Source organism: Paenibacillus xanthanilyticus (assembly GCF_042682185.1).
Taxonomy (GTDB): Bacteria; Bacillota; Bacilli; order Paenibacillales; family Paenibacillaceae; genus Paenibacillus_Z; species Paenibacillus_Z xanthanilyticus.
In genome coordinates this window covers 3,595,063-3,616,052 of record NZ_JBHUHA010000001.1, presented here as the reverse complement: position 1 = coordinate 3,616,052, position 20,990 = coordinate 3,595,063, and the positions used below count along the sequence as shown (strand labels likewise).

Below are 20,990 nucleotides of genomic sequence, written 5' to 3'. Positions count from 1 at the left end.
TTGCGCGCGCAGGGCATGTCCCGCTGGCAAGATTCACATCTTGCCGCCGGCCGACGCGCCCTTCTTTTTTGTCCCCTGATCCGGTACAATAAGAACACCATGCCTATACGAAAAGGGAATGAAACGCACATGAAAGTCGTTCTGGCGACATTGAACGCCAAATATATTCACACCTCGCTCGCGCTGCGCTGCCTGAAAGCTTATTGCGGCGACGAGTTCGACATCGATATTGCCGAGTACACGATCAAAGATCCGGCCATGAATATTGTGTCCGATATTTTCGTCCGCAAGCCGGCCGTCGTCGGATTCTCCTGCTATATCTGGAATATCGAAGAGACGATCATCGTCATCGACATGCTCCGCAAAATCATGCCTGAGGTGAAGATCGTCCTCGGCGGACCGGAAGTCAGCTATGACGTGGAGTTCTGGATGGACCGGCTGCGCGACGTCGATTACATCGTCGTCGGCGAAGGGGAGGAGACATTCCACCATCTGCTGTCGGAGCTGCGCGACGGCACGAACAAATTCCATATGGTGTTCGGAGTGGCCTACCGCAAGACGCTCAAAGACGGCAACGTCGAGATTCGCGTGAACCCGGGCCGGCCGAAGCTTGACTTGGCCAAGCTGCCCTCGCCGCACCGGTTCGAGGAGGATCTGCCGAAGCTGGGCAGCCGCGTCGTCTATTTCGAGACGAGCCGGGGCTGTCCGTTCAGCTGCCAGTTCTGCCTGTCGAGCATCGAGGTCGGCGTCCGTTATTTCGATATCGAGCGGACGAAGGCCGATATTCTATTTTTGATCGCCCAAGGGGCGAAGCTGATCAAATTCGTCGACCGTACGTTCAACATTAAGCGGGATTACGCGCTCGAGATGTTCAAGTTCTTGATCGAGAACCATCAGGGCTGCGTGTTCCAATTCGAGATCACCGCCGATATTATGCGTCCGGAGGTACTCGATTATTTGGCCGAGCATGCCCCGCCGGGCATCTTCCGGTTCGAGATCGGCGTGCAGTCGACGAACGATCCGACGAACGAAGCGGTGCAGCGCCGCCAGAATTGGACGAAGCTCGTGCGCACCGTCACGAAGGTGAAGGACAGCAAGAAGATCGACCAGCACCTCGACTTGATCGCCGGCCTGCCGCACGAAGATTACGACACCTTCCGCAAGACGTTCAACGACGTGTTCGCGCTTCGGCCGGAGGAGCTGCAGCTGGGCTTCCTCAAGATGCTGCGCGGCACGGGCATGCGGATCGACGCGGACAAATACGGCTACAAGTACCAGGAGCGGGCGCCTTACGAAATGCTCAGCAACGATCTGCTGCCGTTCGGCGACATCGTGCGGATCAAGCGCGTCGAGGACGTGCTCGAGAAATATTGGAACGCGCACCGGATGGATCACGCGCTGCTCTACCTCGTGGAACGCGTCTTCCCGTCGCCGTTCGACTTCTTCCAGCAGTTCGGCGACTTCTGGGAAGGACGCGGCTGGCAGAAGATCGGCCATCAGCTCGAGGACTTGTTCTCTCGGCTGTGGGCGTTCCTGCAGGAAGGCGCCGGGGAACGGCGGGATTCCCAATCTGGCCTGCCGTGGAACCCGGACGTCGTGCTGGGCCTCATGAAGTACGACTACTTCCTGAACCACAACTACAAGCCGCGCAAAGTATGGTGGGACTTCACGATGGACAAGGCGGTCTGGAACGGCTGGATGCAGCGGCTGGCCGAGCGTCCGCAGGATGTCTCCGCCGAATTCGCGGCGCTGGGCCTTGGCGAGAAGGAGCTGCATAAGCATGCCGTCATCGAACGGCTGCCGTTCGACCTGGCCGCCTTCCTGGCGACCGGCGAGGTGCGCACTGACGCGGATACGCTGCTGATCGTCCTCTACGGCGGTGCGGCGAAGCCGCATCTGCTGCGTCTGGCGAAGGCGGAGCAGATCGCGATCGGTTGATCGAATGGATGCCAGACAAGGGCGTGCCGCGAGGCGCGCTCTTTTGCCTTTTCGGGGCAGCGGGACGATGGTCGACAGCCGATTTCTTCTAAACATAACGGCCTGGCCCCTTTGCCTTGAGGAAGCTTATTCCCCAGTATACGCGCCAAATTTGCATAAAATAATGCCAACCGCTTCATTGTGCAACCGAATTGCACAGGTGTAGAATGAGAGAGTTAGCAGCCTTACATACGACCTGTCTTGCACAGGATAAGGAGCGATAGGTAGCCCATGGTATATCAAGCAAACGAAGCTCGCTACGAAACGATGAAGTATAACCGATCCGGACGTTCCGGACTGAAGCTGCCGGCGATCTCGCTCGGACTTTGGCATAATTTCGGCGGGGTGGACAAGTTCGAGACGGGCCGGGAGATTTTGCACCGGTCGTTCGATTTGGGCATCACGCATTTTGACTTGGCGAATAACTACGGACCGCCTCCGGGCTCCGCCGAAGAAATGTTCGGCCGCGTGCTGGCGACCGATTTCAAGCCGTACCGCGACGAGATGATCATCTCGACCAAAGCCGGCTATTACATGTGGAAAGGCCCATACGGCGAGTGGGGCTCGCGCAAATACATGATCTCCTCCTTGGACCAAAGCTTGAAGCGGCTCGGCACGGATTACGTGGACATTTTCTACCATCACCGTCCGGACCCGGACACGCCGATGGAAGAGACGATCGGCGCGCTCGACCATATCGTCCGTTCGGGCAAAGCGCTCTACGCGGGCATCTCCAACTATTCCGCGGAGCAGGCGGCGCAAGCAATCGAGATCGCCAATCGCCTCGGCACGCCGATCCTCATTCACCAGCCGTCGTACAGCATGCTCAACCGCTGGATCGAAGGCGGGCTGCAGGACGTGCTGGATGCGGGCGGCGTAGGCAGCATCGTGTTCAGTCCGCTCGCGCAAGGATTGTTGTCGGGCAAATACCTGAACGGCATTCCGAGCGACTCCCGCGCGGCGGGGGCGTCCGTGTTCCTGAACGAGAAGAACATTACGCCGGAGCTGGTCGAGAAGCTGCGTCAGCTGAACGACGTCGCGGCAAGCCGCGGACAATCGCTGGCCCAGCTGGCGCTCGCGTGGGTATTGCGCGGCGGACGCGTCACGTCCGCACTGATCGGCGCAAGCAAGGTGAGCCAGGTCGAAGACAGCGTCGCGGCGCTGAACAATCTCGAATTCTCGGCAGACGAGCTGGCCCTCATCGATGCCATTTTGAAGTAAAGCTGTACAGGAGCCGACCGGCGAGGTCGGCTTCTTTTTTGCATCCTGCGGGCGGTCGAAAATACACGCTTTCTTCACAGCTTCGCAGGCAACCCGCACGTTATAATTGAGCTAGAAAATACTCCCAAACAGGTGGGCGGGACGGATTGGCGGCCTTGCCGCCTTATTCGAAGAGGAGGCGATTCGCATGACGATGACCAGCGTATCGAGAGGGCGATTATTCGGGTTTCTGGCGGCGGCGTGTCTGGTGCTGCTCGCCGATTGGTTCGCCATTCGCGCGTCCGCGGCGGACGACCGGGCGTTCGTCGCGTTCGGCGTGCTGTTCGATGCCGCGTTGACGGTGCCGCTCCTGTACTACTTCCTGGTCGTGAGACGGCGCGGAGGCGGGTGGAAGGCGGTGCTGCCCGCCGCGGCGGTTGCGCTCCTCGCGGCATGGTTCATGCTGCCGCCGCAGACGAGGGGCGCCGTGTGGCTGTTCGAGGCGGTGCTGCTGCCGCTCGAAATCGCGATCATCGCGGTGGAACTGCGCTTCGTATGGCGCATCGTTCGCGCCTATCGAGAAGAACGCCGGCGCGAAGCGGACGGAGCGGAGGCGATTCGGACCGTATTCCGTCGGCATATCGGCGACGGGGGCATCAAGGCGCTGCTCCGGCATGAGTCGCTCATGCTCTATTACGCGTTCGGCTCATGGGGGCGCAGGAAGGGCATGCAGAGCAAGGTGCTGGAGCCCGGTCCGCTTGCATTCACCTATGGGGAGGGCAGCCTGGCCGCGACGATCACATTCGTGGTCATCGTGCTCGTCGATACAGTGGCCATGCATCTGTTGATCGGTCTGTGGTCGCACATCGCCGCCTGGGTAACCACAATCCTAAACCTATGGCTGCTGCTCCTGCTTGTCGCCGACTACCGCGCCTCCCGTCTTCAGAGGGTTACGATCGCGGACGGGACGCTGCGCATCCGATACGGGCTCAAGCTCCAGGCGGATATCCCGCTCGCCGCCATCGCGTCCGCGCAAGCCGCGTCGGAATTTCAGATCGATAGCAGCCAGCGGCGTACCTCGGCCGAAGGGGCGACCTTCCTCCAGCCGCCGAACGTCCGAATCGATCTGGCCGAGCTGCGGCAGGTGGAGGGCCTGCTCGGCTTGCCGAGCAAGGTAGACAAAATCTATCTCGCCATGGACCAGCCGCGCGCATTCGCGGAAGAGCTGAAGCGGCATCTCCCGAATGCGGAGCCGACTGCGCGGACTTAGACATGAAGCCGCGCGCCCGCGTCAGTGCCGCAGGCATCGCGCGCCGCCCGGGTCGCGGATCTAGCCCGCGTCCCAAAAATCAATAAAGCCTCGGATTTCCGCAAAACGCGAAAATCCGAGGCTTTTCTTTTCTGACCATGCGGCTCCCGGAAGCCGGTTGCAGCATCGCCGCTTGGCGTTCGCTTATGGAGCCACGCTGCGCAGTACCGTCATCTCGCCATCCAGCTCATACCCGCCAAGGTTCGCCGGGAGCAGGAAGCATTCGCCTGCTTTGACGTCCAGGGAGCCGCCGGCCCAGCCGAGCTTGCCCGTTCCTTCCGCCACGACGAGAATGACGAAGCTCTCCGGCGACGTCGCTTGCTGCCACGGCTGGCGGACAACGCCTTTATCGACGGTGAAATACGGGGACGAGGCGATGGACAGCCACTCATTCGCGCCGATGCCGTCCGTCTTCATGCGCGTCGCGCCGGCGCCTTCGTAGGCGGTCACATTGAGCGAGTCCTCGACGTGCAGCTCGCGCGGCTTGCCGTCCAGACCCGGACGGTTGTAGTCGAACACGCGGTAGGTCGTATCGGAATTCTGCTGAATTTCCGCGACGACGACGCCCGCGCAGAGCGCATGCACCGTGCCGGCCGGAATATAGAACGCGTCGCCGGCTTGGACCGGCACTTCCTGCAGCGCGTCCATGACGCGGCCTTCCTCGATCGCGGCGGCCAATTCGGCGCGGCCAATGCCGTCCTTCAGACCGTAGATGATTTTGGCGCCCGGCTTGGCGTCGAGGATGTACCACATTTCCGTCTTGCCCAGCTCGCCTTCCGGCAGACGGTCGTAATCGTCGGTCGGATGAACCTGGATCGACAGGTCGTCATTGCAGTCGAGCAGCTTGATGAGCAGCGGGAAGCGTCCGTTTTTCGCGGAGAAGCCTTTCGATCCGAAGAACTCGCGCCCGTATTGCTCGCGGATCTCGTCCAGGCCGAGACCGGCCAGCTCGCCGTTCACGACTTTCGTCGTGCCGTTCGGGTGATCGCCGATCATCCAGCCTTCGCCGATGGCGCCTTCCGGCAGCTCCAGCCCGAAATTCTCCAGGGCGCGGCCGCCCCATACGCGTTCCTTCATCTCCGGTTTAAATTGCAGCGGATACGGTTGTACCAATGTCAATCTCTCCTCATCCCATGATTTCTCTATCTGTTGCCCTTATGTAACGTGCACCCGTCTTGGGCGGGGTGCGTCTAAGCGGTCGGTTGCGGAGCGGGTTGGAACATCTCCAGGAATTCGCCGTCGGGTCCGTAAAAGAAGAAATACCGGGCGCCGTTCGGCAGCGTCGTAATCTCGGTGTCGCGCAGCGGCACGTTCAGCGCCTTGATGCGCGCGAACTCGGCCTCCACGTCATCGACCGTAAAGGCGATGTGATGGACGCGGCCCTCGGCGGGCAGCTCATCCTGGTAGCCCTCGATCAGCTCCAGCTCGGTATCGCCCGATTCGGCGCCGGCCAGGAAGGCCAACCGAATAACGCCGTTCGTGTGCGTCAGCGTATATTGATAGACGAGACCGACAACCTCCGTATAAAATGCGACGGACTTCTCAATGCTGCGGACCATGAGCCCGACATGCTCCAATTTGCGAACTGCCATAGCGTGAACGCCTCCTTCATGAAATTAAGTTCTCTTCTCAATCGCGATCAAATAAGGCGCGGTTGGTTTCTGCGCCATACGGTACAACAGCGTTTGGGCCGCGACCTGCGGCAAGGCGGACGCCCAAGCTTCGATCGCCGCCGCTTCCGCATCGCCGCCTTCGTGGCCGGGGTAGAGCACGGCGGTGACGATCCCGCCCGGACGAAGCACGTCTAGCGCCGCTTCGAGCGCGGAGACCGACGATTGCGTCTCCGTGATAACGGAAGGATCGGCCCCCGGCAAATAGCCGAAGTTGAACATCGCCGCGGCAACTTTCCCATGCAGCTCGGCCTGGACATGCTCCCGGATACGGGCATGGCTGTCGAGCACCGCATGCAAGTTCGGCATTCGCCCGTCCGCGGCGAGCGGCGCGAGACGTTCCCGCGTCCGCGCGAGCGCCTGTTCCTGGACGTCGAAAGCATAGACGCTGCCGCGCGGCCCGGTCAGCCCGGCGAGGAATAGCGTATCCATGCCGTTGCCGCACGTGCCGTCGATTACGGGGTCGCCGGGCCGCACCCGTTCCTGCACGAGGCGATGGGCCATGCTAAGTACGGATAGGAAGCCCATTTACTTCACCTCCCGCAGCTTGCCTTGCCATGTGTCGCGGCGGCGCAGCTCCTTGTCGATGCCGTTCAGCACATCCCACTTGTTGGTGCTCCACATCGGCCCGATGAGCAGCTCGCGCGGGGCGTCGCCGGTCACCCGATGCACGATCATCTCCGGCGGCAGCCACTCCAGCGTATCGACGACGAGGTCGATGTACTCGTCCCGTTCGAGGAAGCGAAGCAGGCCGGCTTCGTACTGCTTGACCATCGGCGTTTTGCGCATGAGGTGGAGGAGATGGATTTTGATGCCCTGCACGTCCATGTTGGCGACGGCGCGGCCGGTATCCAGCATCATCTCGCGCGTCTCTTGCGGCAGGCCGTAAATGATATGCGCGCATACGCGAATGCCGCGCGCCCGCAGCCGTTCAACGGCGTCGAGATAGCACGCGGTATCGTGGGCGCGATTAATGAGCGCGGAGGTCGATTCGTGGATCGTCTGCAGTCCCATCTCCACCCACAGATACGTCCGCTCGTTCAGCTCGGCCAAATAATCGACGACGTCGTCCGGCAGACAATCCGGCCGGGTCGCGATGGACAAGCCCACGACGCCGGGCAGCGCGAGCACCGTCTCGTAATACTCGCGCAGCTCGTCGACCGGCGCATACGTGTTCGTATAGGCTTGGAAATAACCGATATATTGCGCGTCCGGCCATTTCTGATGCTGCCGGTCGCGGATCGTATTGAACTGGGTGATCAGGTCGTCCCGGCGGCTGCCGGCAAAATCTCCCGACCCGCGCGCGCTGCAGAACGTGCAGCCGCCCTTGGCGATCGATCCGTCCCGGTTCGGACACGTAAACCCGGCGTCGAGCGTCACCTTGAACACTTTGCCATGGAACTGCTCGCGCATCTCGTAATTCCACGTATGGAACCGTTTGTCGCTCCACAGCAGGGGTTCCGTCAAATCGGCATTCGCCCTAACTTGCATGATTCAGACTCCTATACATCGAGGTTAATCACCATTGTAACGAAAAAAAACGGCAAAGGCTACGAACGGCCGAGCGAAATGGGTGGTTGGAAAGTCCCGATTTTGCGGGAATTTCGGATTCTTTCTTCATTGGCAAGGGTCATCTTGGATTAATTTTAATCAAGGTGACCCGAAGCCCCTCCGAGCGAAGCAAGGAGGGAAATGTTTCAGAGAAGCTTGGCGGCCCGGCCCGCCAAGCGAGTCCCAGCACGCCGCACCATGAATCGCACGTAAACATCGCCAACCACCTAATTTAATTTCTGGATACCTCGAGCGTAAGCTTTGTCCGTAAGGACAACAGCGTGCCAACTCGAAATCACCCGCCATCCACCGACCGATCGAGTCAGCACGAAAAAGGGAGTCCAGAGGGCGGAGCCCTTTGGAGCCTCCTCGGCGGAGGGGGTGGGGGGAGGGAAATATTTAGGCAGTCAAATTGGAAAATATCCCTTGCTTAACCTTACATGATGTGTTATCTTAAAAGTGCGACAAATCAATACTTACAAGCATTTTACCAACATTCCTACCCTTGTCATAGTTAGTCGGTTTTCTGGAAATACTGTCACTATAAAACCGCATGAGGTGATGGAGAATGAACGGTCAAGTCAAAATTCCGCAAGGCGATCAGAAGGTAACGGTAGAGTTGACGATGAAAGAATTGATGGCGCTTGCAGGCATCCGGTTCCACGGCAACCACAACGTCGAGGTGTCCGCTCGCAAGAAGCTCAACTCCGTCCTCGAAGAGAAATACGAAATCGAAGGCGGCAACCAGCCGCGCCAGATGCTCAACTAACGTCCGCTCAAGCAGCATACGCATTCAGCCGCCGGCCCAGCCGGCGGCTTTTTAACTTCCGCGCCCACCTTTACAAGCCCCTGTCCCACCTGTCACAATAAGGACTAGCTTATGCTTATAGAGGAAGTTCAAGAGTCGCCACCTTCTCGGTGCTGAATGGACGACTTTTTGAACACGTACTTATAGATGATGGAGGAATCAATCGACAATGCGTCTTAGAGGAAGAAAAGGAATACTGGAAGCGATCGAGAACCAAAAGGATCTTTGCGTGCTGGACGCGAAGCCGCACAAAGGCCGCTGGCGCGAATTTTTCGGCAACGATAACCCGATATATATCGAGCTTGGCATGGGGAAAGGCAAATTCATCAGCGAGATGAGCGTGCGCAATCCCCACATCAACTTCATCGGCGTCGACATGTACGACGAGCTGATCCGACGCGCGAGCGAGAAGGCGCGCGCCGCATGGGCCGAGCAAGGCGTAGATTCGCCGCCGAACCTGGCGCTGCTGCGGGCGAACATCGAAGGCATCGAGGACATGTTCGCGCCGGGCGAGATCGAGCGTATTCATCTCAACTTCAGCGATCCGTGGCCCAAGGCCAAGCATGCCCGCAGAAGGCTGACGCACCAGCGTTTCGTGGCTAAGTATATGGAGATTTTGAACGAACGCGGCGAGATTCATTTCAAGACCGACTCGCAATCGTTATTCGAATTCTCGCTGAACAGCTTCGCGGATATGGAGCTCGTCATGCGCAACATTTCGCTCCATCTGCATAAGGACGAACTTCGCGACGACCTCGTGCTGACGGAGTACGAGTCCAAATTCGTCGAGCGCGGCAACAACATCCACCGCGTCGAAGTCGTCATCGGCGCGCAGGCGCTGGCGGCGCATCGCCAAGCGAAGCTCGAAGCTCAGAAGAGAGACCAGAGCGAAGAGACGAGCACGGCGGTAGACGAGCCGAGCACGGCGCCGGCCGCGACGTCGGAAGGATAATGCAAGCCTAAGTACATCCGCGACCAGGCGACGGACAGTCCGATCAGCAGGGCGGCCGGCAGCAGGGCGGGCAGCAGCGACGCGTCGGCCATCAGCCAAGGCGTAAGCCAAGCGGTGATGGCCGTCGTATGGCCGGACGGGAACGACGGGTCCTGCAGCGGCTTGGCGGCGCAGTGCAGATGCGGCAGCTTCTGGTAGGGCCGCAGCCGGCGGAATTTGCGTTTCACGAGTGCGACCGGCAGATGGCTGAGCGCCACGGCCGCGAGACTTTGAGCGCCTGCCGCCCCCCAAGGGGCGGGGGCAATACAGGCCACCAACAGGGCGGAGACTAGCGTGAAGCTGGCTCCGCCCATGTGCGTTATCGTGCCAAGCCACCTTCCGAGCATGCGTTCCATCATCCGGTTGATCGGTCTGCGATTCGCCCAGGCCAGCAGAGCGTACTCCCTGCCCCTCAGCCAAGCCACCATGGTTTGCATTCCCTATCCCTCCGTATACCACGCTTTCAGGCGGCGCATCCGGCGCCCGTTTATCCCATTGTAATCGTCCAATGTTCGCGCCGTGTCAACGGCTTGCGAATCCCATATTAACGATTCATTCGCACCCGCTTGATGCAGCGCAAACACAGATTTTTTAAGCTGAAGCCAAAATCGAAGTCCGGGACTTGAGGCGCGTGCCGACAGGCGCGCCGAAGCGACCGGCAGGCGGAGGCGATGCAGATGCGGCTGGCGATATTCACGGACACGTACGAACCGGAAGTGAACGGCGTGGCACGAACGCTTGGCAGATGGGCCGATTACTTGAGACGTCAAGGCATCCCCGTGCAGGTATTTGCTCCCGATCCGGCGGCAAGCGCGGACGAACCTGTCCCTTCAGTGGTGGAGCGCTTCGCGAGCTTGCCGTTCTACCTCTATCCGGAGTGCCGCTTGGCGCTTCCGAATCCGCGTCACATCCGGCGCGCCCTGCAGGCGTTCCAGCCGACGCTCATCCACGTCGCAACGCCGTTCAATCTCGGTTTATGCGGCATCCATTACGCGCGCAAGTACGACATCCCGCTCGTTGCCTCGTACCACACGCATTTTGACCGCTATTTGCCGTTTTACAATTTGCAATGGATGGTTAAGATGTTATGGAGATATCTAACTTGGTTTCATCAGGACGCCAGCCGCATCTTCGTGCCTTCCGCATCAACTCGAAGCGAGCTGCTTGGCAGGGGGTGGGATGAGCATCGGCTTTCCGTTTGGCCGCGCGGTATCGACGCGCGTTTGTTTCATCCCGTTGTCGACCGGAGCGGATTGCTGGCGGCGCATGGGATCGAGTCGGGACGTTTCGTCGTGCTCTATGCCGGAAGGCTGGCTCCGGAGAAAAATGTCGAGACCGCTTTGGCGGCGTTCGCGTTATTTCGGGAGCGGGCCTGTCCCGATGCGCAGCTTGTCATGGCCGGCGACGGGCCATCCGCCCAGGGACTGAAGGAGCAGGCGGCCGCGATGGGGCTGCCCGCGCATTTTCTTGGATTCACGCCGCCGAAGCAGCTGCAGCAGTGGTATGCCGCCGCGGACGTCTTCCTGTTCCCGTCGCCGACCGAGACGTTCGGCAACGTCGTGCTCGAGTCCATGGCCTGCGGCACGCCCGTTGTGACCGCGTCGAGCGGCGGCGTGGCGGACATCGTCGAACCGATGGCGACCGGCCTCTTATGCAATCCTGCAAGCCCGGAGGCGTTCGCCGACGCGCTGACGCTGCTTCATGCGGACCCGCGTCTAAGGGCCCGCATGGCGATACAAGGGATGGCATACGCTCGCAGCCAGTCGTGGGACGATATTTTCGGCCGATTGCTGGAGGCATGCCGGGAGGCTGCGGCGCCCGGCCGTTCATCGATTCGTCACACCCGGTGAGGGGCGAAGATGAAACTTTTCTAATGCGCGGGTCGTTTACCATACAAAGCCTGTGGTTTTCGCCAGAATTGGCTGAAAAACCGGGTGAGCGGCCGAAAAACGGGGGAATCGCGAGCATGGACTAGACTTGAAACCGTTTTTCTTCGCTCAAACGCCTGTACAAGCGGTTTTTGGGCTTTTGACAAACGAATGCAATGTGTGGAAAATCAGTATGGCTGTGGCTAAAACAAACAAACAGACGCCGCGGTCGCCTGATCGGTTATAAGGGGCATGCGCTCATCTCGCATACAAAACAGAGAGAGTATCGCAAAAAAAGGGGTCTTAAGGGGGCAACAACCGAATATGATCATCAACGTTATTTTAGTCGCGCTTCAGGTGATTCTCGCTTTCGTCGGCGTCTATCAATTCGTGCTAGCGCTGTTTGGCATCGTGCGCAAACGCAAGGAACTTAAGCACAAACCGCAAAAATCTTTCGCCGTGCTCGTCGCGGCCCACAATGAATCGGCCGTCGTCGGCGCGCTGATCGACAACCTCAAAAATCTCGATTATCCGAAAGAGCTGTACGACGTCTTCGTCATTTGCGACAACTGTACGGACAACACGGCGGAGATCGCGCGCAGCATGGGCGTTCACGCCTGCGAGCGGAACAATCCGCATCTGCGCGGCAAAGGTCACGCGATCGAATGGATGCTCAAGGAGCTGTGGGCGATGCCGCGTCAATACGACGCGATCGTCATGTTCGACGCCGATAACCTGGTTAATACCGACTTCCTGCTTCACATGAACAACGACCTGTGCGACGGCCACCAAGTCATTCAGGCGTACCTGGATACGAAGAACCCGGACGACTCTTGGGTCACGGCTTCGTACGGCATCACGTACTGGTATTGCAACCGTCTGTGGCAGTTGTCGCGCCGCAATCTGCGGATGGCGAACTTCCTGGGCGGCACGGGCATGTGCTTCGAGACGGGCTTGATGAAGGAGATGGGCTGGGGTGCGACGAGCCTCGTCGAGGACTTGGAGTTCTCCATGCGCTGCGTCAAGCGCGGCGTCCATCCGGTCTTGAATTTCGAAGCGAAGGTGTACGACGAGAAGCCGCTCACGTTCAAAGCGTCGGCCCGTCAGCGGCTGCGCTGGATGCAGGGGCACTTCACGGTCGCCCGCAACTACTTCTTCCCGCTCATCTGGGCGAGCATCAAGGAGCGCAGCTTCGTCAAGTTCGATGCTGCCATCTACACGATGTCCGCGTATAATACGCTGCTCGGCTTCGTGCTGACGGCGATGATTTGGATCGACAACGTCATCCCGGCGGACAACGCGTTCATCTCGATCTACGGCTACCTGCCAAGCTGGATCGCGATCGTGTCGCTTACGCTCACCGCGCTGATGTTCCCATTGGTTATGGCGCTGGAAGGCGTCAAGTCGCCGAAGATGTACGGCCATCTCATCTCGATGATTTTCTTCCAGCTCTCCTGGCTGCCGATTACGTTCTACGCGTTCTTCACGCAGAACAACAAGCAGTGGAGCCATACGCAGCATACGCGCGTCATCCGGCTGGAGGAAGTACAGAGCAAGCAAGTGTAGCACGCGCAAGGGCCGCTCATCGGAGCGGTCCTTTTTCGATCTCCCAAGTTGGCATGTCGCAAAATCCATCTGCGGCGGCTTCCTCGCGTTCACACCGAAGACCGTCGCCCGCGCATAATTCTCCCTCTTCCGGCAGACGCTAGGACGGCACGCCGAAAGGCGATTTCCGCGCGTAGGGCGCGAAAGAGGTGAACGATGCGATGAGCAACAACGTGAACTACAACCATAACAGCCACGACCACACGGACAACAACGATCAGCGCGAGAACGATGTGCACGGCGGCGAATTCCGCAACGGGCGCAAGGCGCAAATCAAGAACAACAATCCGCAAGGCGACGAGGTACCGAACGAGTATGTGAACCGGGCGAACGAATAGGGCTCCGGTTTCTCGCTGACGCTCAGGCTCCGGTTGTCTCGGTGACGCTCCCGTTGTCTGCCGTGTTCCGTGCTCCGGTTATCTCGGTGACGCTCCCGTTGTCTGCCGTGTTCCCGGATTAGGATTCCCGCTGCGGGGGGAACACGGCGACAAAAGTCGCTTACAGCCGAGAAACCTGCGCTGCAGGGTGGTGCCCCGCTTTGCGCTTGGGCACGAGTTCAAGAGCCAAAGCCAAAGCCAAAGCCAAAGCCAAAGCAAAAGCCGAAAGCTCCAGAAAGCCAAGACTCACTTCCTTGGCTTTCTAGTCGCGCCGCCGGTTTCGTTTGCGAAACTTCGGCGTTGACTTTCCATGCCAAGCTATGCTATATTATGTCGGTACGAAACAAAACGAATAACGCACAAGCAGAAGCACCCGCTTCTCACCTACTCGGCTCTGCCGACTGGTTTGCGACTAGGAATAGAAGTGTCCTCGCTTACATGCGATGATTGATACGACTACGATCTTGGTTAATGGAATGCGGGTCCGCTAGGGGCCCGCATTTTTTGTTTGCAGCCGCGCCCTCGGGCGCTATAGATGCACATTATTTTTGGAGGTGGCAGGTTATTAGCAGAGAACATCAAATCAATGACGAGATTCGCGCTCGGGAAGTACGTCTTGTAGGGCCGGAAGGCGAACAGATCGGCATCAAGCCGTTCCGCGAAGCGCTCCAAATGGCGATCGACGCTAACATGGATCTCGTCAATGTTGCTCCTACCGCGAAACCGCCGGTATGCCGCATTATGGACTACGGCAAGTTCCGTTACGAGTCGCAGAAGAAAGAGAAAGAAGCGCGCAAGAATCAGAAGATCGTCGATCTGAAGGAAGTATGGTTCCGCGCGAACATCGAGGAGAACGACTACCAGGTGAAATTCCGCAACGTCGTCAAGTTCCTCGGAGAAGGCGACAAGGTGAAAGCTTCCGTCCGTTTCCGCGGCCGCGAAATTACACATGCCGCCATCGGACAACGCATTCTGGACCGTCTTCAGAAGGAAGTCGCGGACATTTGCGTGGTCGAGCGTGTGCCGAAGCTGGAAGGTCGAAGCATGATCATGATTTTGGCACCAAAAAACAACAACTAAGCTTAATTCTTTGAGGAGGATCATCACATGCCTAAGATGAAAACGCACAGCAGTTTGAAAGACCGTTTCAAAATTACGGGTACTGGCAAAGTGAAACGCTACAAAGCGTTCCGCAACCACCTGCTTTCCGGTAAATCCGGTCGTCAAAAGCGCGTTCTTGCTGGCCAGCCGCTCATGGCTGCAGGCGACGTTCGCCGCATTCAACAAGGTCTTGCAAACCTGAAATAGTCCGTACGCGAATACGGATTTTCAAATACGCACTAAACAACACTCGGGAGGTTTCTACTCATGGCAAGAGTTAAAGGCGGTTTCGTCCGCGCACGTCGTCGTAAAAGAATTTTGAAGCTCGCAAAAGGTTACTTCGGTTCGAAGCACCGCCTGTTTAAAACAGCAAAAGAGCAAGTCATGAAATCCCTGCTCTACGCATACCGTGACCGCCGTCAGAAAAAACGCGACTTCCGCAAACTGTGGATCGTCCGTATCAACGCGGCAGCTCGCCAAAACGGTCTGTCCTACAGCAAATTCATGTTCGGCCTGAAACAAGCCGGCGTGGAAGTAAACCGCAAAATGCTGGCTGACCTGGCCGTGAACGACATCAACGCGTTCAACTCCCTGGCAGCAGTAGCAAAAGAAAAAGTAAACGCGTAGTACGCGTTGCATATCGCCAAGGCTCCGCGCCTTGGCGGACGAAAGGCCAAACAGACCGATCTGTTTGGCCTTTCTTTATGTTCCGGTAACGTCGGCCGGCAAGCCAGTCCCGCCGGACGCGGCCGCTACGGGATGCATCCTCGGAGCGCTCGCGCAGGCCCCTTATTCGGGGCCCGCGGGTGCGCGCCCGTTTGACGGGCACGCACCCGCGGGCAAGGACGCTAGCTGGCGATTGAGGTGTGCGGCGTGCAATAAATTTCTTCCCGGAATGCTAGACTAATACAGCGCGACATTACGATGAGGAGGCGAGGCATATGCTCGCGATCGACGGCTATCATCATGTAAGCATCCTGGTCACGGATCTTGCCCGGGCCAAAGCGTTTTATAAGAACATTCTCGGCTTGAAGGAGATTCCGCGGCCGCCGTTCGATTTTCCCGGCGCGTGGTTCGCAGTTGGCGAGAACGGCCAGCAGCTGCATCTCATTGTCCACGACGGGGAGACACGAAGGGCAGGCGGCATCGACACCAGAGACGGACATTTCGCGCTGCGCGTGGCGGATTACGAAGCGGCGATCGACTGGCTGAGCGGGCATGGCTTGAAATACAGGGCCAAGCCGGACAGCATCACGGGCTTCGCCCAGATTTTCCTGCTCGATCCGGACCATAACATCATCGAGCTAAACGCCCTTCGAGCAGAAGAAGCGTGAACCGGGTCAAAGGCTGAATACCGCGATCCATCCGTCATAAAGCGCAAAAGCCGCGCGGAGAGGCAGCTTTCTTTCTCGCGGGCGAGCAATCACTCGAGACGGGGGAAGTCGTCCTGCTCCCATTCGAGGGGCTCCTTTGGCACGGCATATGAAGCGAGCCAAATAAGCGGCATGCCGGAAGAAAATCGCATCCTGCAAATAGACGGGTGTCCATCTCTAGTGTACATGAGTGTAGTGTGTTTAGGTTGTTGTTCGCGGGACAAAGATACAATCCGGCGGCAAGCGCGCTGAATAGGATATAGGACAACTGAGCTTCGCTCTCCACTCTTGTCTAACACGGAGGGCGGCTTGGCATTCCATATCCTTGGGAGGGAAACGCTCATGCAGCGCGTCACCAAAGAGCAAGCTCGTAAATTGGTTGGCAAAACGGTCTACGCCGTTCGCAAAGACGGTTCGGTCGCTTCCGGCAAGCTTGTCCGCGTTTCGGATAATAAACTCTTTTTGAAACCAGCGGGCAAGGACAAAGGAAAAAAAGTGAAAACGAAAGCGATTCTGCCGCTGGTGCTGTTCGACTTGCTGGCGATCGGCACGCTTCCGTACTGGGGAGGCGGCTTCGGCGGCGGTTTCGGCGGCGGCTTCGGCGGTGGCTTCGGCCCGGGTTACGGTCCAGGCTTCGGCCCGGGCTTCGACGGCCCGTGCTGTGACCAGCCAATTGGCGGAGCCGGCTTCGGTCCGTACGGCCCAGGCCCTTACGGAGGCCCTTACGGAGGTTATCCGGGCCTGTTCTAAGCCGATTCCGCGCAAGAGGCGTCCCGGGCGTTACGGGGCGAGCGGTTTGTTCATTTCGTAACAGCGGATGAAGTCGTAGTAGCGCACGGTCGTAAATCCTAGCCTTTGGTAAAGGATATGCGCTTTGTCGTTGCCTTTGTCGACGAAGAGCCGGGCGAGGGTGCAATTTTTGGAACGGCCGTACGCTTCGCCGTGGGCCATGAGCAGACGGCCCCAATGCTTGCCCCGGTGGTCGGGATGGATGGCGAGCATGTCGTATTGGAGGATATCACCGATGACGTACAGGTGAAGGAATCCGAGCGGCATGCTCGTTTTTTTGCGCGAAATGACGAAGGTGACGCCTTGGCGAAGACGCTTGGGCAGCTCGCGAATCGTCTTCGCGTCGTTCGGGTTGGCGGTATGCGACAGCGGCATCAGCTCGGTGCGGATGAGGCGGATGATTTCGGCGTCATCCGTCCGGGGGCGTCTTGGCCGTATGAGAGCGATGGCGATCATCCCGCTTTCTGCATGGGTTGTTGTATCGTATGTATGCGGGCGAATTGCGGTGCTTGCTCCGCAATACTCACTTTTTCGAATTGCGCGAAATCGAGTCCTTGACGAACCGAATCGGTGAGCATATAATAATCAACAAGTTAATACTCTATCGGCAATGATGAGGACGAAGTGTTAAGGGCTCTTTTGTTCAGAGAGCGGACGGATCTGCTGCAACCGTCGCCAAAATCCCTTTCCAACGAGCTCACCTCGGAGCTGTTTCCCTGAAAATACGCGCCTGCCCGGCCGTCCTATTAGGGGAAATCGCGAGGCACGCGTTAATGTGTCGGGTGCGATCTGCGCAATGCTTGCAGACGTACTTGTTAAGGTTGTTCGCCGCGAGGCGGATAACAAACATGGGTGGTACCACGGAAGCGATAGCCTTCCGTCCCTAGCAGTTCGGTGATCCGGGCTGTTGGAGACGGAGGGCTTTTTTGTTTTGGTTTTTCAAGAGAGGAGGACGACTGATGGTCGCGCAAAATGCAACGTTAAAGTCGAAAGAGGAAATCATCGAGAAGCTGAAGAAACCCGAAGTCATTTCGGGATCTGAGATCCTGCTCCGGAGCTTGGTGCTGGAAGGTGTCGAGTGCGTGTTCGGTTATCCGGGCGGCGCGGTGTTGTACATTTATGACGCGATGCACGGGTTCTCCGATTTCAATCACGTCCTGACACGCCACGAGCAAGGCGCCATCCACGCAGCGGACGGATACGCCCGCGCTAGCGGCAAAGTCGGCGTTTGTATCGCCACGTCGGGTCCGGGCGCGACGAACCTCGTCACCGGCATCGCGACGGCTTACATGGATTCGGTGCCGATGGTTGTCATTACGGGCAACGTCGCCACGACGCTGATCGGAACGGACGCTTTCCAGGAAGCGGATATTACGGGCATCACGATGCCGATTACAAAGCACAGCTATCTCGTCCGCAAGGCAGCCGACCTGCCGCGGATCATCCATGAGGCGTTCCATATCGCGAACACCGGCCGCAAAGGTCCCGTCCTCATCGATATTCCGAAGGACGTATCGGCGGAGATGACGATGTTCCAGCCCGTGAACGAAGTGAGCCTACGCGGCTACAACCCGACGGTTACGCCGAAGAAACAGCAGGTCGACAAGCTGATCAAGGCGATCGAGACGGCGGAACGCCCGCTCGTGCTCGCAGGCGGCGGCGTCGTGTACTCCGGCGGCCACGAAGAGCTGTTCGAGTTCGTCACGAAGTCGGGCATTCCGATCACGACGACGCTGCTCGGCCTCGGCGCCTTCCCAAGCGGCAACGAGCTGTGGCTCGGCATGCCGGGCATGCACGGCACATGGACGGCGAACATGGCGATCCAGAACGCGGATCTGCTGATCAACATCGGCGCGCGGTTCGACGACCGGGTAACGGGCAAACTGTCCGGCTTTGCGCCGAAGGCGAAAATCGTCCACATCGACATCGATCCGGCCGAGATCGGCAAGAACGTGCCGACGGACATCCCGATCGTGGGCGACGTGAAGACGGTGCTCGAGATCGCGAACAAGGACGTCAAGTGGGCGGCGAACGCCGACGCATGGCGCGCGCAGCTGGCCAGCTGGAAAGCCGAGAAGCCTTACGGCTACAAGGATTCCGACGAGGTGCTGAAGCCGCAGTGGGTCGTGGAGATGATCCACGAAGAGACGAAGGGCGAAGCGATCGTCACGACGGACGTCGGCCAACATCAGATGTGGGCCGCGCAGTATTACAAGTTCAACCAGCCTCGCTCCTGGGTCACCTCGGGCGGTCTGGGCACGATGGGCTTCGGATTCCCGTCGGCGATCGGGGCGCAGATGGCGCATCCGGATCGGGTCGTCGTCTCGATCAACGGCGATGGCGGCATGCAGATGTGCGCGCAGGAGCTCGCGATCTGCGCGATCAACAACATCCCGGTCAAGGTCGCGATTCTGAACAACCAGGTGCTCGGGATGGTTCGTCAATGGCAGGAGCTCATTTACGATAACCGCTACAGCCACATCGATTTGGCGGGCAGCCCGGATTTCGTGAAGCTGGCCGAAGCATACGGCGTTAAGGGCTTCCGCGCCTCGAACAAGGAAGAAGCGCGCGCAGCTTGGGTCGAAGCAATGAATCACCCGGGTCCGGCGGTCGTCGAATTCGTCGTCAACAAGGGAGAGAACGTCTATCCGATGGTGACGCAGGGCTCTACGATCGACCAGATGTTAATGGGGGATGAAGAATGAAGAAGCACACGATTGCCGTACTTGTGAATGACCAGCCCGGCGTTCTGCAGCGCGTATCCGGCTTGTTCGGACGCCGCGGCTTCAACATTGAGAGCATCACCGTCGGGACGAGCGAGGAAGCCGGCTTGTCCCGGATGGTGATCGTGACGTCCGGCGACGACAATACGCTGGAGCAGGTGACGAAGCAGCTGTATAAGCTGATCGACGTCATCAAAGTCATCGACCTGAGCGCGAACCCGATGGTCGCCCGCGAGCTGGCCTTGATCAAGGTCAACGCGGAGCCGGCGGTTCGTCCCGAAATTCTCGGCGTCGTCGATACGTTCCGCGCATCGGTCGTCGATATCGGCACGCACACGCTGATGGTGCAGGTCGTCGGCGACACGGAGAAGATCGACGCAATGATCGAGCTGCTGAAGCCGTACGGCATCCGCGAGCTCTCCCGCACTGGCGTCACCGCGATGATCCGCGGCAACGCCAGACCATAAGGCACTACTCGTCGTCACGCAGCACGCGCGCAATAATAAGGACTTACCGCCCGTTTTGGGCGGGAGTTCAAGCGGGAAGACAAGCTTTCGCTGTAATGCGGCAACGAACCGCAGAGCCGAAGCGGCCCTAGCGCCTTCCCCTTCAACACCCGCTCAAAAGGGTTAAATTAAAGGAGGCATCATTCGATATGGCAGTTACACTCTACTACGAAAAAGACGCAGACCAAGGCGTTCTGCAAGGTAAAACAATCGCGGTTATCGGCTACGGAAGCCAAGGCCACGCACAAGCGCAAAACCTGCGCGACAGCGGCCTGAAAGTTATCATCGGCCTGCGTCCGGGTAAATCCGCTGACAAAGCGAAAAACGACGGTTTCGAAGTATTGAACGTTGCTGAAGCGGTTAAAGTCGCTGACGTTGTTCAAATCCTGATGCCGGATGAAACGCAAGCGAAAGTATACAAAGAAGAAATCGAGCCAAACCTCAAAAAAGGCGCAGCTCTGATGTTCTCCCACGGCTTCAACGTTCACTATGGCCAAATCGTGCCTAGCAAAGATACAGACGTTCTGCTCGTTGCGCCTAAATCCCCGGGCCACATGGTTCGCCGTACGTATGTGGAAGGCTTCGGCGTTCCTGGTCTGATCGCGATCGAGCAAGACGCTACAGGCAACGCAAAAGCAATCGGCCTTGCATACGCAAAAGGCATCGGCTGTACACGTGCAGGGGTTATCGAAACTTCGTTCCGCGAAGAAACCGAAACCGATCTGTTCGGCGAGCAAGCCGTACTTTGCGGCGGTGCTACGGCACTCGTTAAAGCAGGGTTCGAGACGCTGGTTGAAGCTGGCTACGCGCCGGAAATGGCTTACTTCGAGTGCTTGCACGAACTGAAGCTGATCGTTGACATGATGTACGAAGGCGGTCTCGCTTCGATGCGCGACTCCATTTCCAACACAGCTGAATACGGCGACTACGTTACAGGTCCTCGCGTTGTAACGGACGAGACGAAGAAAGCGATGAAAGCGGTACTGGACGACATCCAATCCGGCCGTTTCGCACGCGATTTCATCCTCGAGAACCAATCGAACAAAGCGATGATGACGGCTACCCGCCGCCGCGAAGCAGAGCATCCGATCGAGCAAGTCGGCGGTCAGCTGCGTGAATTGATGCACTGGATCAAGAAGTAA

At 58.5% G+C, this 20,990-nt stretch carries 22 protein-coding genes; 16 read left to right on the top strand and 6 right to left on the bottom strand.

The window, feature by feature from the left end; genetic code table 11:
• The first annotated feature begins 129 nt into the window (after window positions 1-129).
• From ACFSKT_RS15535 to ACFSKT_RS15525, 3 genes are all read left to right on the top strand, one after another.
• A complete protein-coding gene (locus ACFSKT_RS15535) occupies window positions 130-1,938 on the top strand; it encodes a B12-binding domain-containing radical SAM protein (protein ID WP_377721883.1) in 1,809 nt (602 codons plus the stop codon).
• A gap of 270 nt (window positions 1,939-2,208) precedes the next feature.
• Complete coding sequence (mgrA, locus tag ACFSKT_RS15530) at window positions 2,209-3,198, top strand: L-glyceraldehyde 3-phosphate reductase (protein ID WP_377721882.1); 990 nt, start codon at window positions 2,209-2,211, stop codon at window positions 3,196-3,198.
• A 187-nt stretch (window positions 3,199-3,385) separates the two neighbouring features.
• Window positions 3,386-4,447 (top strand): hypothetical protein, encoded by a 1,062-nt coding sequence (locus ACFSKT_RS15525; RefSeq protein WP_377721881.1) that lies wholly within the window; start codon window positions 3,386-3,388, stop codon window positions 4,445-4,447.
• Between the two features lie 183 nt (window positions 4,448-4,630).
• On the opposite strand, the gene ACFSKT_RS15520 is transcribed toward ACFSKT_RS15525, so the two are convergent.
• From ACFSKT_RS15520 to mnmL, 4 genes are all read right to left on the bottom strand, one after another.
• Complete coding sequence (locus tag ACFSKT_RS15520) at window positions 4,631-5,599, bottom strand: type I phosphomannose isomerase catalytic subunit (protein WP_377721880.1); 969 nt, start codon at window positions 5,597-5,599, stop codon at window positions 4,631-4,633.
• A gap of 77 nt (window positions 5,600-5,676) precedes the next feature.
• A complete protein-coding gene (locus tag ACFSKT_RS15515) occupies window positions 5,677-6,078 on the bottom strand; it encodes a VOC family protein (protein ID WP_377721879.1) in 402 nt (133 codons plus the stop codon).
• 24 nt (window positions 6,079-6,102) lie between these two features.
• On the bottom strand, window positions 6,103-6,684 hold the full coding sequence (mnmM, locus tag ACFSKT_RS15510; RefSeq protein ID WP_377721878.1) for a tRNA 5-(aminomethyl)-2-thiouridylate-methyltransferase MnmM: 582 nt from the start codon (window positions 6,682-6,684) through the stop codon (window positions 6,103-6,105).
• A complete protein-coding gene (gene mnmL / locus ACFSKT_RS15505) occupies window positions 6,685-7,647 on the bottom strand; it encodes a tRNA modification radical SAM protein MnmL/YtqA (RefSeq protein WP_377721877.1) in 963 nt (320 codons plus the stop codon).
• Between the two features lie 628 nt (window positions 7,648-8,275).
• Between mnmL and ACFSKT_RS15500 the strand changes: the two genes are divergently transcribed.
• Window positions 8,276-8,476, top strand: coding sequence for a hypothetical protein (locus tag ACFSKT_RS15500; protein WP_377721876.1), 201 nt, complete (start codon window positions 8,276-8,278; stop codon window positions 8,474-8,476).
• A gap of 208 nt (window positions 8,477-8,684) precedes the next feature.
• A complete protein-coding gene (trmB, locus tag ACFSKT_RS15495; RefSeq protein ID WP_377721875.1) occupies window positions 8,685-9,467 on the top strand; it encodes a tRNA (guanosine(46)-N7)-methyltransferase TrmB in 783 nt (260 codons plus the stop codon).
• Here the strand turns inward: trmB and ACFSKT_RS15490 are convergent.
• On the bottom strand, window positions 9,386-9,943 hold the full coding sequence (locus ACFSKT_RS15490; RefSeq protein WP_377721874.1) for a phosphatase PAP2 family protein: 558 nt from the start codon (window positions 9,941-9,943) through the stop codon (window positions 9,386-9,388). The genes trmB and ACFSKT_RS15490 overlap by 82 nt on opposite strands.
• Window positions 9,944-10,183: 240 nt before the next feature.
• Here ACFSKT_RS15490 and ACFSKT_RS15485 point away from each other — a divergent pair, with 240 nt between their 5' ends.
• The 8 genes from ACFSKT_RS15485 to ACFSKT_RS15450 all read left to right on the top strand — a co-directional run bounded on the left by ACFSKT_RS15485 (window position 10,184) and on the right by ACFSKT_RS15450 (window position 16,580).
• Window positions 10,184-11,356 carry a glycosyltransferase family 4 protein gene (locus ACFSKT_RS15485; protein WP_377721873.1) on the top strand — a complete coding sequence of 391 codons (1,173 nt, stop codon included), beginning with the start codon at window positions 10,184-10,186 and terminating at the stop codon, window positions 11,354-11,356.
• A 345-nt stretch (window positions 11,357-11,701) separates the two neighbouring features.
• Entirely contained in the window at window positions 11,702-12,940 is a 1,239-nt protein-coding gene (locus ACFSKT_RS15480) for a glycosyltransferase family 2 protein (RefSeq protein ID WP_377721996.1), read from the top strand.
• Window positions 12,941-13,140: 200 nt separating this feature from the next.
• On the top strand, window positions 13,141-13,317 hold the full coding sequence (locus ACFSKT_RS15475; RefSeq protein WP_377721872.1) for a hypothetical protein: 177 nt from the start codon (window positions 13,141-13,143) through the stop codon (window positions 13,315-13,317).
• Between the two features lie 621 nt (window positions 13,318-13,938).
• Window positions 13,939-14,436, top strand: a complete 498-nt coding sequence (gene infC, locus ACFSKT_RS15470) for a translation initiation factor IF-3 (protein WP_377721995.1) — start codon at window positions 13,939-13,941, stop codon at window positions 14,434-14,436.
• Between the two features lie 27 nt (window positions 14,437-14,463).
• Window positions 14,464-14,664: a 50S ribosomal protein L35 gene (rpmI, locus tag ACFSKT_RS15465; protein ID WP_148932499.1), complete on the top strand. Its 201-nt coding sequence runs from the start codon at window positions 14,464-14,466 to the stop codon at window positions 14,662-14,664.
• Between the two features lie 60 nt (window positions 14,665-14,724).
• A complete protein-coding gene (gene rplT, locus ACFSKT_RS15460; protein WP_377721871.1) occupies window positions 14,725-15,084 on the top strand; it encodes a 50S ribosomal protein L20 in 360 nt (119 codons plus the stop codon).
• Between the two features lie 314 nt (window positions 15,085-15,398).
• Complete coding sequence (locus tag ACFSKT_RS15455; protein ID WP_377721870.1) at window positions 15,399-15,791, top strand: VOC family protein; 393 nt, start codon at window positions 15,399-15,401, stop codon at window positions 15,789-15,791.
• Between the two features lie 381 nt (window positions 15,792-16,172).
• Window positions 16,173-16,580, top strand: a complete 408-nt coding sequence (locus ACFSKT_RS15450; protein WP_377721869.1) for a hypothetical protein — start codon at window positions 16,173-16,175, stop codon at window positions 16,578-16,580.
• Between the two features lie 30 nt (window positions 16,581-16,610).
• Here the strand turns inward: ACFSKT_RS15450 and ACFSKT_RS15445 are convergent, their stop codons facing one another.
• On the bottom strand, window positions 16,611-17,075 hold the full coding sequence (locus ACFSKT_RS15445; RefSeq protein WP_377721868.1) for a GNAT family N-acetyltransferase: 465 nt from the start codon (window positions 17,073-17,075) through the stop codon (window positions 16,611-16,613).
• A gap of 503 nt (window positions 17,076-17,578) precedes the next feature.
• Between ACFSKT_RS15445 and ilvB the strand changes: the two genes are divergently transcribed.
• From ilvB to ilvC, 3 genes are all read left to right on the top strand, one after another.
• On the top strand, window positions 17,579-19,324 hold the full coding sequence (gene ilvB / locus ACFSKT_RS15440; protein ID WP_377721867.1) for a biosynthetic-type acetolactate synthase large subunit: 1,746 nt from the start codon (window positions 17,579-17,581) through the stop codon (window positions 19,322-19,324).
• Complete coding sequence (gene ilvN / locus ACFSKT_RS15435) at window positions 19,321-19,809, top strand: acetolactate synthase small subunit (protein WP_377721866.1); 489 nt, start codon at window positions 19,321-19,323, stop codon at window positions 19,807-19,809. The genes ilvB and ilvN overlap by 4 nt, the downstream gene beginning before the upstream one ends.
• 188 nt (window positions 19,810-19,997) lie before the next feature.
• Window positions 19,998-20,990, top strand: a complete 993-nt coding sequence (gene ilvC / locus ACFSKT_RS15430; protein WP_148932507.1) for a ketol-acid reductoisomerase — start codon at window positions 19,998-20,000, stop codon at window positions 20,988-20,990.

What these genes read in the sequence shown, in the direction of transcription:
- ACFSKT_RS15535 (WP_377721883.1), top strand. Translation starts at nt 130, where the DNA reads ATGAAAGTCGTTCTGGCGACATTGAACGCCAAATATATTCACACCTCG.
- mgrA (WP_377721882.1), top strand. Translation starts at nt 2,209, where the DNA reads ATGGTATATCAAGCAAACGAAGCTCGCTACGAAACGATGAAGTATAAC.
- ACFSKT_RS15525 (WP_377721881.1), top strand. Translation starts at nt 3,386, where the DNA reads ATGACGATGACCAGCGTATCGAGAGGGCGATTATTCGGGTTTCTGGCG.
- ACFSKT_RS15515 (WP_377721879.1), bottom strand. Translation starts at nt 6,078, where the DNA reads ATGGCAGTTCGCAAATTGGAGCATGTCGGGCTCATGGTCCGCAGCATT.
- mnmM (WP_377721878.1), bottom strand. Translation starts at nt 6,684, where the DNA reads ATGGGCTTCCTATCCGTACTTAGCATGGCCCATCGCCTCGTGCAGGAA.
- mnmL (WP_377721877.1), bottom strand. Translation starts at nt 7,647, where the DNA reads ATGCAAGTTAGGGCGAATGCCGATTTGACGGAACCCCTGCTGTGGAGC.
- ACFSKT_RS15500 (WP_377721876.1), top strand. Translation starts at nt 8,276, where the DNA reads ATGAACGGTCAAGTCAAAATTCCGCAAGGCGATCAGAAGGTAACGGTA.
- trmB (WP_377721875.1), top strand. Translation starts at nt 8,685, where the DNA reads ATGCGTCTTAGAGGAAGAAAAGGAATACTGGAAGCGATCGAGAACCAA.
- ACFSKT_RS15490 (WP_377721874.1), bottom strand. Translation starts at nt 9,943, where the DNA reads ATGCAAACCATGGTGGCTTGGCTGAGGGGCAGGGAGTACGCTCTGCTG.
- ACFSKT_RS15485 (WP_377721873.1), top strand. Translation starts at nt 10,184, where the DNA reads ATGCGGCTGGCGATATTCACGGACACGTACGAACCGGAAGTGAACGGC.
- ACFSKT_RS15475 (WP_377721872.1), top strand. Translation starts at nt 13,141, where the DNA reads ATGAGCAACAACGTGAACTACAACCATAACAGCCACGACCACACGGAC.
- rpmI (WP_148932499.1), top strand. Translation starts at nt 14,464, where the DNA reads ATGCCTAAGATGAAAACGCACAGCAGTTTGAAAGACCGTTTCAAAATT.
- rplT (WP_377721871.1), top strand. Translation starts at nt 14,725, where the DNA reads ATGGCAAGAGTTAAAGGCGGTTTCGTCCGCGCACGTCGTCGTAAAAGA.
- ACFSKT_RS15455 (WP_377721870.1), top strand. Translation starts at nt 15,399, where the DNA reads ATGCTCGCGATCGACGGCTATCATCATGTAAGCATCCTGGTCACGGAT.
- ACFSKT_RS15450 (WP_377721869.1), top strand. Translation starts at nt 16,173, where the DNA reads ATGCAGCGCGTCACCAAAGAGCAAGCTCGTAAATTGGTTGGCAAAACG.
- ACFSKT_RS15445 (WP_377721868.1), bottom strand. Translation starts at nt 17,075, where the DNA reads ATGATCGCCATCGCTCTCATACGGCCAAGACGCCCCCGGACGGATGAC.
- ilvB (WP_377721867.1), top strand. Translation starts at nt 17,579, where the DNA reads ATGGTCGCGCAAAATGCAACGTTAAAGTCGAAAGAGGAAATCATCGAG.
- ilvN (WP_377721866.1), top strand. Translation starts at nt 19,321, where the DNA reads ATGAAGAAGCACACGATTGCCGTACTTGTGAATGACCAGCCCGGCGTT.
- ilvC (WP_148932507.1), top strand. Translation starts at nt 19,998, where the DNA reads ATGGCAGTTACACTCTACTACGAAAAAGACGCAGACCAAGGCGTTCTG.